Consider the following 11471-nt stretch of genomic DNA (forward strand, 5'->3'; position numbering starts at 1 on the left):
CACAAAGTGTATAAAAAATAAACAAAAAGTTAACTTAGGGGCGCATAATAAGCGGCAAAAATAGGATTGTCAAATTTTGAACAATAAAATACTGAGAGATTCATCACAACCGCATGATTTGAAAAAGAATAAAATTTATACACTTTAGTGGTGTTGAAATAAGGAATACAATGCAACGACTTGTAAACAGACTGTTATATTAGCGTATTTTTTTCTTATGAAATCAAATTTAATTACTCGTAATGGACATGATTTGTTGGTCGCAGAGTTAAAAAAGCTCTGGCATGAAGAACGCCCTGAGATTACTAAAAAAGTAAATTGGGCTGCTAGTTTAGGCGATCGGTCTGAAAATGCAGATTATCAATATAATAAACAAATACTTAGGAAAATTGATCGTCGTGTTCGATATCTGGGAAAACGTCTAGAAGAATTGAAGATCATCGATTATGTACCCGAACAAGAAGGAAAAGTTTATTTTGGTGCTTGGGTTGAGATCGAAAATGATGCTGGTGAGAAGAAAACATTGCGTATCGTTGGTGTTGATGAGATCTACGATCATCACCCTCAGCATATTTCGATTGAATCACCAATGGCTCGTGCATTACTTGGTAAAGCCGTTGATGATGATGTTGAAGTACATACGCCGCTTGGAAAAAAAGTATGGTATATCAACTCAATTCGCTATGAAAAAAACGAAAATTGTTAAAATAACAGAGTGTTGATTTTATTTTGATCATTTGATGCATGATTTTGCATAAAAGGTTTGCCAAGGCGCGGTTTTATTTATATGATAGCCGCCATTGGAAGCGTGGCAGAGCGGTTTAATGCACCGGTCTTGAAAACCGACGAGGGTGTGAGTCCTCCGTGAGTTCGAATCTCACCGCTTCCGCCAAATTCAAAAAGTCCTTGTGTAAACAAGGACTTTTTTTATATCTATACTTTTATAGCCCATATCAAAAGTATGGATTAGAGCAAATCCTTGAGTGCGGATTAAAATAAAAAATGAATGGCGATGTTCTCCAATAAATAGTTATAGATACAGAATCATTATTTATAGTGGGGAGTCGATTTAGCATGTCATGAAGCGTGATTGTCGAGTTTATCCTAAAGCGCTTTTTTACAAGATCGTTATAAAAGGTGTGAAAAATTTACTTAATTTATCAAATAAATATAACTCGTATTTCATCTACCAAGTCTTGCTTATTTGAGCTTTGAATCTGAATTTTACTTCATTTATATCACTCAAAAAACATTCAAAATTATGCATTTTTTGCATGAAATATTTAATTTTTGCATTGTCGTTTTTTTTGAAAAAAAGTAACACTTGCCTCTGCTAATTGTTGAGTCAATTGGTTTGTGCTTCTAGAAAGGCACAGCCTATCTGATGAGATCAGCATGGATAGTCATCAAAGATCAAATGTATGTTTGTGATTTGATGCTAAGCGAAATAGGGAAGGAATAACTATTATGAATCAAAAAAAGCTGCTCAAATATATTCTGATTGCGATGATCACAGGAATATTAGTAGGCTGGGTATGTCATAGCACTTTAAGCACTGCACAAACAACAGACATCGCGGGTTATTTTAAGATCGTTACCGATGTATTTCTAAGATTAATTAAAATGATTATTGCACCTTTGGTGTTTGCAACCATTGTTTCAGGTCTAATTTCAATGGGGAAATCATCCTCACTCGGATCGATTACGTTCAAAGCAATGACTTGGTTTATTGGTGCATCGTTCATTTCTCTTTTGCTTGGGATGGGCTTAGCCAATTATTTCCAACCTGGGGCAGGTATGAATCTCAGTATTCCACAAGAAGCTGTGGATGTTGGCGTGAGTGCTTCCAGCTTAAGCTTGCAGACATTTATTACGCATATTTTCCCGCGTAGTTTTGCAGAAGCGATGGCAAATAATGAAATTTTGCAAATTTTGGTGTTCTCAATTTTCTTTGGTTCAGCATTAGCATATGTACAGCATCAAACGGGTGCTTCAGTCATTGGTCGAATCATTGATGAATTATGCCGTGTCATGTTCCGTATTACCGACTATGTCATGGCTGCAGCACCGATCGCGGTATTTGCAGCAATCGCATCAGCAATTGCAGTTCAGGGGCCTAAATTAATTCTTGATTATAGTATTTTCATTGGGCAGTTCTATATTGGTCTATTGATCCTTTGGATGATCCTCATTTCGTTTGGCTATATCTTCTTGAGACGAGATGTTTTTAGATTGATGCGAGCGGTTCGTGAGCCAACTATGTTGGCGTTTGCAACAGCCAGCAGTGAGTCTGCATATCCAAAAACAATGGAAGCTTTAGATAAATTTGGTGTGCCGAAACGTATTACTAGCTTTGTATTACCTTTAGGTTATTCATTTAATCTCGATGGTTCAATGATGTATATGGCTTTTGCGGTGTTGTTTATTGCACAAGCCTATAATGTGGATTTGAGTTTTGCTCAGCAGGCTTTGATTTTATTAACCTTGATGATCACAAGTAAAGGCATTGCTGGCGTTTCGCGCGCATCTATTGTGGTGATTGCTTCGACACTCGCTATGTTTCAACTTCCAGAAGCCGGTATTTTATTAATTCTTGCAATTGATCAATTTTTAGATATGGGGCGTACTGCAACCAATGTCATCGGAAATAGTATTGCAACCGCGGTTATCGCGCGAACTGAAGGTGATAAGCATGAGGTTGAAGAGCAAGATGAGGTCATGGTTGAACCAATTATTCCAGTCAGTCGATTGGCAGATAATAGTTAAGATTTAAATTATTTCTATAAAATAGACCTCTTTCATCATTCTGTAGCCTTTTGATTTTCTCCAATCAGGTGAAGAAAAATACTTATGAGAGCGGTCTATTGAATAGTTTGTATTTTTTTTAAAAGCTTTATTTATAGTGATTGTCTAGTTTTTGGGGTCTTAATCCAAAATATAATTTCTAAACAATCACTTTTTTATATTGTATATTTTGTTAATTTAATAAATTTAAAGGAATATGAAAGGTATTGAAATTAACGAGAAGTTAATGAGTTCCAAATGTAGCCTATTCGATTTGAAAGTATTATTTCACGTCTGATAATATATATGTTTTGAAATGTATGATAATTTTCCTTATCTACAATCATTAATTTTTTTTCATTAACTTCTTTTTCAATAAGTAGTTTTGGTAACCACGCAATACCCAATCCTTGTAAAGCGAGTTCTTTTAAGTCGCCAGCATTGTCTGTTTCATATAATGTACGGTAATTTAATTTATTCTCAATAACCTCATCGACACAGTTTCTTAAATAAGCTTGTTTACTATAAGCCAAGAGTGGAAAAAGCTGATCAAATGAAAATTTTGGTTGGTTATTATTGAGTGCGGTAACGGGGAGTATTTCCATTTTTACGATTTTATGGAAAGCGAAAAGGGAAGGGTCAAGTTGCTGTAACGTTTTTTGATCACAATAACAAATTAAAAAATCACATGATCCATCCTTAAGTAAACGCATTCCTTGTTTCTGGTTGGCTGCAATAATTTCTAATTTTAAGTCTGCTAAATTGAGTGACAAATCGTGGATAAATCTTGGGAAAAATTGCGTTATTAATGAATGTGATACTGCAAATTTAACTGTTAATTCATTGTTTTTAATGTTTTTTTCTAGATAGTTAATTGTTGTTTCAAGTTGGTTTTGGATATTTTTTGCTGAAGCCAATAAAATTTGTCCAGCTTCGGTGAAGTCGATATTTTTACTATGCCGTTTTAAAATTTGGAAACCCAATGCTGTTTCAATATTTTGAATTCTACGTGAAAAGGCAGATTGTGTGACGTGTCTCATCTCTGCTGCTTGGGAGATCGATTTTTCTTGCTCGAGTGCAAGTAAATCTTCAATCCATCGAATTTCCAAGGTCATAACCTATCCTTAACGCCTGCTTATATACATTATAATCTATTATGCAAAAAATGCATGTAGTAATATTTTTTTACATTAGAAAAAAATCAATCTGTCCACTAATATAAATTCATTGTTAAGCAGAGTCTATTTAAATGAATGTTAAGATTAATACACGGACTGAAAAAGATTTATTAGGTAATAAAGAAATTCCATCACATTGTTATTATGGTGTTCAAACTTTAAGAGCAATTGAGAATTTTAATCTAAGTCAGAATAAATTGAGTCAATTTCCCGCTTTTATTAAAGCACTGGCAATGGTGAAGTCTGCATGCGCACATGCAAATTTTAAACTCAATAAAATTGAAGAAAATAAAAACAATGCAATCCAATATGCCTGCCAACAGATTTTAAATAATCAGTATCATGAACAATTTATGGTGGATATGATTCAAGGTGGTGCTGGAACTTCAACCAATATGAATATAAATGAAGTTGTTGCAAACGTAGGCTTAGAATATCTTGGTCATTTAAAAGGTGAGTATCAATATTTACACCCAAATAATGATGTAAATATGTCTCAATCAACCAATGATGTCTACCCAACAGCCATAAAAATTGGATTAATCACTGCAATTCAACAATTAAATGTACCATTCAAGGATTTAATTGAAAGCTTCAGAGCCAAGTCGGATGAGTTTGCCAATATCTTAAAAATGGGTCGTACCCAGCTACAAGATGCTGTACCTATGACTTTAGGGCAGGAGTTTGGTGCTTTTGCAACGACTTTACAAAATGATTTAAATAAATTGAATCAAATTATGCCTGAAGCTTTAAGTGTGGTTAATCTAGGCGGAACTGCAATCGGTACAGGCATCAATACTGAAACGCAGTATCGTGAATATGCCATTGCATCATTGTCAGAGATTACCCAGCGAAACATTAGCAGTGCCCCTGATTTAATCGAAGCAACATCGGATATGGGCGATTTCGTATTGTTGTCGAGTTTGTTAAAACGTACAGCAACCAAACTTTCAAAAATCGCAAATGACTTACGTTTATTATCTAGTGGTCCACGTGCAGGTTTAAACGAAATTTATTTAGAAGCGCGTCAGCCAGGCAGCTCGATTATGCCAGGTAAAGTGAATCCTGTGATCCCTGAGGCAATGAATTTGGTCTGTTATCAAGTGATTGCCAATGATTTGGCGGTTACTCTAGCTGCGGAAGCGGGTCAGCTACAGTTGAATGCGATGGAGCCATTGATTGCATTTAAACTGTTTGAATCAATCGAGCTATTAGGCAAAGCGATGCAGATGTTCCAATACAAGTGCATTGAAACGATTCGTGCCAATGCCAAACTTTGTCAGTCACAGGTTGAAAATTCAATTGGTATCATTACTGCGCTTAACCCATATTTAGGCTACGAAACGACCACTCGTATTGCGAAACAAGCCAACGAATCGGGACAAAGCGTGCTGGCTTTGATTAAAGCTGAGAACTTAATATCTGATCAAGTCTTGGCAGATATCTTAGCTGTGAAAAACATGGTACATCCGAAGCAATCGGTATAACTTATGAGTTGGTCTAGCTCAGGTCATCTTAATTTAAGAATTTCCTGAGCTGTTTATTAAAAAATATTTGATAATATCAATATCTTATAGGAGGAATTTGTCTCCAGTGGTTTGTTTGGTAATCTAGTTTGCAATGAATAAGCGTAAACCTGAAATCCACCGTAAAATTAATTGTTCTGCCTACAATTGAGCTTTATTCATTCTGAAAGCATCACGGTTTGATTAATCCTAAAGCTCAATGGAGTGCGGAAACTAATGGTAAACAAGATCATAATGGCACTTATTCGATTGTTGCAATTTAATGTTGATTGATAATTAATCCCTTTTTTGCTTATTTTTTGCATACTCTCAGGCTCTGTTTAAACACTCATTCATCTTCAAGGATTAGATTGGGCCGCGCGATTTGTAGAATGGAAAAAGCCTACATTGTTACCAACGTATAATGCATCGGATCAATACTGGTGTTACATGCTTTGATGAAAGTGTATGAGAGCAATTATCTATGGATTGACTAGACGATACTACCTCTCTGTAAAATCAGACAATTCAAAGGTATAGGTCTATGATGGCGATTGCAACGCGCGTTAAAAGCTCAATGGACTGGTTCTTTGACTGTGAGCTATATTTAATTATGAATCAGTCGGGAAATATTGGGAGTAGAGCTTTATCGAACGGGTATACAGTAGATATTAAAATGGTCAAGTAGTTAATCGACGGATTAAAAGCAAAACTCTATGCTGATCGTGGATATATCAGTCAAGAATTAGAACTGAAGGATCAAAAGAATGATTTGATTGCATATCATCGTAAAAACATGCAATAAGTCCAATTATCACAAGAAGATGAATATCACTTAAAACAGCTGAATAAAATAGAAGCTTTCCTTAGCTTACTCAAAGGGACATACAATTTAGTGACAACTAAAGCTCTAAATGTCGCTGGTTATTTATTAGGGATTTATGCATCGTTATGCGCTTATCAGCTTTGTCATCAAAATAAACCAATGATTCAAGGTAGTGAATCTATGGTTTAAGCATGATTCAGGTTGGCACAAAGCCCATCTAAAAAGTCAACAGACTTTAATATAAAAATGTCGAAATTATTTTTTATAGGGCATTTTAAAGTATGGTAAAAAATATTAGACTACGAGGTCTGTTTGATGGGATATTGTGTTGAAATTTATGCAATATATTTAGATTGTTTAGAATATCTTAAGTATATAATTTCAAACTTATTCTAATTTAGATCAAAAATAAAAATGAGGTTGTAACATGGTTGCGATTGTATCTGGAAATGGCTTAGGTTTATTTAATAGCTCATTTAATAATCTAGGTAAGCAAGGGGTACATGGAAATGCAAACTTTGGACAAGCTCAACTTCAAAATTATATTAATATCGCAGATGGCAATCTGATTATTCGTCAGTTTGACCAAAAGCTTTCGGCAATTGGGAAAGATATCCAGTCAATTCAAACCTACAACTCTAAGGGCGTTTTAAGCGGAGACGCACAATGGGGGGGCGAGTGGAGTCGACGTCTTTCATTGGTAGGTACTCTAAATACTGCGGGCAGTAAAATCCTGGTTACAGCAGAAGATGGACACCAAATTACGTTTAATTTTAGTTCTACTAACAATTATGTTTCTACAGAAGGTGACGGTGCCTACGATAAACTGAGTCTAAATGGAAACACGTGGACGATTACTGATGGTAAAACACTAGCTAGTGAAGTTTATGAATATAATTCGACTTTAAAAACAGGTCGCTTGATTGCTGTTAAAGATAATAACGGAACCAACCTAGCCTATAGTTATGACGCATTAGATCGGTTAATTTCAATCAAGGATTTAAATAGTACCGCGTTAAATGAGTTGATTTATAACTATGATGGTACAAGCAATCGAATCAAGCGTATAGATACCAAAGCAAATGGTGTCACCAACCAAAATGTTTATTATGAATATGATAGTTTAAATCGTTTATCAAAAGTTATCACTGATTTAACTCCGAATGATAATAGTATTGCAGACCAGAAGGTCTATACCACCAGCTATAGCTATGAACTCACTTCAAGTCGGATCGCTTCGATTACCCAAAGTGATGGCAGTTCCGTTCAATTTACCTATGAGCTGGATATTGTAACGAATACACATCGAGTAAAAACAGTTAGAGATAGTCAGGGTCTAACTACATTCACCTATGCTGCGAATAAAACCACTGTTGAAAATAGCTTAAAAGAAATTTGGGAATATAGTTACGATGCTAATAAACAGCTGATTAGTATTAAAAATGCCAATGCTGAGGTGTCATCCTTTAGTTATGACAGTCAAGGTAATGTGATTGGGATAATAGATAATGAGGGGAATAAACTTACTTATCGCTATGATAGCAGTGGTAATTTAATAGAAGAATATAGCCATGACGGTAAAGCCATTAAATATAGTTATGTTAATAACTCGCAACTTGCCACGATTACAGAATTTAGCGCCTTAGCAACTAAAGATGCCAATGGTAATTGGGTGATGCCAACAGGTGACTCAAAGAATACGAACTCTGTTTATGACCCTTCTAAGCGCTTACGTTTTGTTATTAGTGCTGAGGGAGGGGTTGTTGAATATATTTATAATGCACAGGGTCAGTTGATTGGTAAGGCGAGCTACCAAAACAAATATAGCAGTGGGGTGTCATTCACAACTGTAGAAACATGGGCAAAAAATAACGTCAGAAACCAGCTAAGCAATTATGAATATGATGTTTTAGGTAATCTAAAAAGAGAGATCAATTATAGTTCAATCAATCGGCAGGTTGATGCTATAACAGGACTGGTAAATAACCAAGGGGTGTCCGAAGACGCGACGCAACTGATTGACTATGTATATGATCCCAAAGGACTGTTACTCCAAAAGATTATTCGTCACGGTGCCAACAGACAAACGGCAGCAGCAACCTCAGCTCAAGCGATGCAATCCTTTACCTATGATGGCTTGGGTCGGATTCTGACAGAGGTCAGCGCAGCTGGAACAACGACATATAGTTATGCTGCGGGTAAAATTACCGTAACAAATGCGGCTAATCTGATTACCACACAAAGCTTCGATAACTATGGTCGATTGCTTAATATTGTACAATCTGCAACGAGTCAACCAAGTCGAACGACTAATTATGTTTATGATGAAGCAGGACGATTGGTTTATACAAAGCAACCTACGGGCAATGAACAATACAATTTCTATGATAAAAAAGGCAGGTTGGTTGGCGTTGTGAATAGCTCAGGCCTATTAATTGAATATGCCTATAATAAAAATGACCTACAAACCAAAGAAACCCGTTACGCAAATGCAGTAAACCCTACAGGATGGTTAGTCAACAACAGCGTTACGAAGAAACGGATTGAGGATATTCGCCCAGCTGTAAATAGCTTTGATCGTATTATCCAAAAGGATTATGACAGTAGTAACCAGCTAGCGAGTATTAAGCAGGCCAATGGTACGTTAACTGAATATAGTTATGACAACTTTGGTAATATCATTCAAACAAAAGTTGGTGATAGAGTTAGTCGTTATTTTTACAATAAAGATAACCTTCAGGTGGGTGCTTTAGATGCTGAAGGGTATTTGGTTGAAACGATCTATAATAGTGTAGGGCAGAAAGTTCAGGTTAACCGTCATAGTAAGTTAACGACAGAAAGTCTACGTGCGACAGGGACTTTGGCGCAGCTTAAACCAACAGGTACCGATAACGTTATACGTAGTACACTATTTTTTTACAATGCTCAAGGTAACTTAATAGGCTCAATTGATGAAAAGAAATTCATTACGGCCTATTTTTATGATGAAGTGAATAATACGGTTACGACACGTCAATATTCGACTGCCACGACTGTTGCAGTAAGTAGTAATACTGTATGGGCTGACTTTATTGCGGCAATTCCAGTCAGCAATACCTATCAAGAGACAATCAAATATTATGACAATCAGGGACGTTTAACGAAGTTAAGTGATACCCGTCAGGGTATCACTAGCTATAACTATGACCAAGCAGGTCGACTCATTACGGAAACACTGGCAACGGGTAGTGGCAACGAAAGACGTATCTATACTCGTTACAATGCCTTTGGTGATGTCACCCATGTGTTGGCGGGGGAGCTTGCGCTTGAAATTAAGACAGGCATGACTGCTGCACAAGTTGATCAGGTTTATGAACAATATGGGATTAAGTCTTATTACGATGCGGCTGGACGTAAGAGCCATGTACTCAATCCAGCAGGTCAATTAACGACTTTTTATTATGACAAATCTGGTCGACTGACACATAGTATTAATGCTGAAGGTAATGTGGTTGAAACCAGTTATACCTTGTTTGGTGAAGTGAAGACAACTACTCAATATGTGAATAGTTTGTCTAAAACCAATGAGAATGTAACGGATTTAGCAGGTGCTGCTATTCCTGCTGCTTTTACAAATGCAGTTGGGGTGGGTAAGCGCTTAAAAGGTGGAGAGCTGACGACCACCCTTACGAGTTTAGTAACAGCAATTAAGAATACAACGAAAGATAAAGTTGAAAATTTCGAATATGACAAATTAGGTAATATCAGCAAGAAAACGGATGCTTTATTAAATAGTGTTGATTATCGCTACAATCAGTATGGTGAATTAGAGCTAGAAACTCGACAAATTACCCTAAATGGTACTAAAAAACTGGTACAGACAAATTACCTTTATACCAAACGCGGCGAACTAAAAAGTGTTATCTCAGATCAGGGTGGATTAAGTCAGACAACGAGTAAAGAGTATGATGCCTTTGGTCGTGTGACTAAAGAAACAGACGCCAAAGGTAATATTACCAGCTATGACTATGTTGCAGATCAAGGGCGAACCATACAGGTTAAATCTGCAAATAACAGTCTTACTAAAACCACTTATGATGCGTGGAACCGTATCCTCACGGTAAATACCAATAACAACATCACCACGTATAGCTATGACGATAAAACGAGAACTTTAACCTTAAAAAGCCCAGAAGGTTTACAGACGATTACCCGCTACAATGAGTTTGGCGATGTAATAGATATCACAGAAGCGAATAATGGTAAAACCTCATATCTTTATAACAAAGATGGACAAAAAACTAAAGAAACCAATGCTGTTGGCGCATCTACTAGCTATATCTATGATAAAAACACAGGGCTGTTAAAAGAGACAACCAATGCTGTAGGGCTTAAAACAGAATACATTTATGATGATGCTAATCGAATTCAATCTCAACGCATTAAAATCTCAGACGATGAAGTCATCGAAACGCAATATCGTTATGATGGACAAGGGCGACGTTTAGACGTTATAGAAGCTTATGGGACGATTAATCAACGTTCGACGCAATACAATTATGATAAAGCAGGGCGTTTGATTTCAGTCATTCAAGATGCAACGGGTCTTAAATTCATAACCACATATGCCTATGATGAGATGGGGCGTGAGATTCGTGTGGTCGATAAAGGGATCACGACACTTTATACTTATGATGCATTGGGGCGTCGGATTTCTGAGCTAAAAGACCCGACAGGAGAAGCGTTAAAAATTGAATACCGTTATGATCAAAATGGTAATTTGACCCGAAAGATCGATCCAGCTGGCAACAGTACTTGGTATGTTTACGATGCTGTAAACCAACTCACCCACACTGTAAATAGTATGGGAGCTACAACGAGTTATGTCTATGATCTAAATGGACGAAGTGTTGCACGGTATGATTTTACGACATTGCAGAATGTGGCTACTTGGGAAAGTAAAGATAGCATTGTTGCATCAGAGATTACGGTAAGTAAAACGACAGCTAATCTAACTCGCTTTATCTACAATAAAGATGGACAACAGATTTATCAAATTGATGCGTTAGGCTTTGTTGTAGAAAAGCAATACGACCAACTGGGCCAAGTTGTACATGTTAAATCATATGATAAATTAATCTCACTTTCGGGGGAGAGTCTTACTCAAACAAATGTTCAATCTGCACTTACAACCGCGAA

General features: G+C 36.5%; 5 protein-coding genes, 1 tRNA gene and 1 pseudogene. 6 read left to right on the forward strand and 1 reads right to left on the reverse strand.

The genetic code is table 11. From position 1 onward, the window contains the following. The first annotated feature begins 217 nt into the window (after nucleotides 1–217). From greB to J2Y37_RS14515, 3 genes are all read left to right on the forward strand, one after another. Nucleotides 218–706 carry a transcription elongation factor GreB gene (gene greB / locus J2Y37_RS14505; RefSeq protein ID WP_349033269.1) on the forward strand — a complete coding sequence of 163 codons (489 nt, stop codon included), beginning with the start codon at nucleotides 218–220 and terminating at the stop codon, nucleotides 704–706. Nucleotides 707–802: 96 nt separating this feature from the next. Further along, nucleotides 803–892 (forward strand) — tRNA-Ser (locus J2Y37_RS14510). 575 nt (nucleotides 893–1467) lie between these two features. Beyond that, nucleotides 1468–2766 carry a dicarboxylate/amino acid:cation symporter gene (locus tag J2Y37_RS14515; RefSeq protein ID WP_349033270.1) on the forward strand — a complete coding sequence of 433 codons (1299 nt, stop codon included), beginning with the start codon at nucleotides 1468–1470 and terminating at the stop codon, nucleotides 2764–2766. 251 nt (nucleotides 2767–3017) lie between these two features. Here J2Y37_RS14515 and J2Y37_RS14520 read toward each other — a convergent pair whose 3' ends face one another. Then, the gene (locus J2Y37_RS14520) at nucleotides 3018–3899 is read right to left on the reverse strand and encodes a LysR substrate-binding domain-containing protein (RefSeq protein WP_349033271.1); all 882 of its coding nucleotides are present in this window, start codon (nucleotides 3897–3899) and stop codon (nucleotides 3018–3020) included. A 134-nt stretch (nucleotides 3900–4033) separates the two neighbouring features. On the opposite strand from J2Y37_RS14520, the gene J2Y37_RS14525 reads away from it, so the two are divergent. The 3 genes and pseudogenes from J2Y37_RS14525 to J2Y37_RS14535 all read left to right on the forward strand — a co-directional run. Continuing rightward, nucleotides 4034–5449 carry an aspartate ammonia-lyase gene (locus tag J2Y37_RS14525; RefSeq protein WP_349033272.1) on the forward strand — a complete coding sequence of 472 codons (1416 nt, stop codon included), beginning with the start codon at nucleotides 4034–4036 and terminating at the stop codon, nucleotides 5447–5449. A gap of 415 nt (nucleotides 5450–5864) precedes the next feature. Continuing rightward, a pseudogene (locus tag J2Y37_RS14530) lies at nucleotides 5865–6482 on the forward strand (transposase); the annotation flags it as partial. Between the two features lie 238 nt (nucleotides 6483–6720). After that, the coding region (locus J2Y37_RS14535; RefSeq protein ID WP_349033273.1) for a hypothetical protein at nucleotides 6721–11471 on the forward strand (4751 nt) is incomplete at its 3' end.

The organism is Acinetobacter sp. 3657, from assembly GCF_031456775.1.
Classification (GTDB): Bacteria; Pseudomonadota; Gammaproteobacteria; order Pseudomonadales; family Moraxellaceae; genus Acinetobacter.

Excerpts from the sequence above, each read along its gene's own strand:
- J2Y37_RS14525 (WP_349033272.1), top strand. The coding sequence starts at position 4,034 with ATGAATGTTAAGATTAATACACGGACTGAAAAAGATTTATTAGGTAAT.
- J2Y37_RS14520 (WP_349033271.1), bottom strand. The coding sequence starts at position 3,899 with ATGACCTTGGAAATTCGATGGATTGAAGATTTACTTGCACTCGAGCAA.
- greB (WP_349033269.1), top strand. The coding sequence starts at position 218 with ATGAAATCAAATTTAATTACTCGTAATGGACATGATTTGTTGGTCGCA.
- J2Y37_RS14515 (WP_349033270.1), top strand. The coding sequence starts at position 1,468 with ATGAATCAAAAAAAGCTGCTCAAATATATTCTGATTGCGATGATCACA.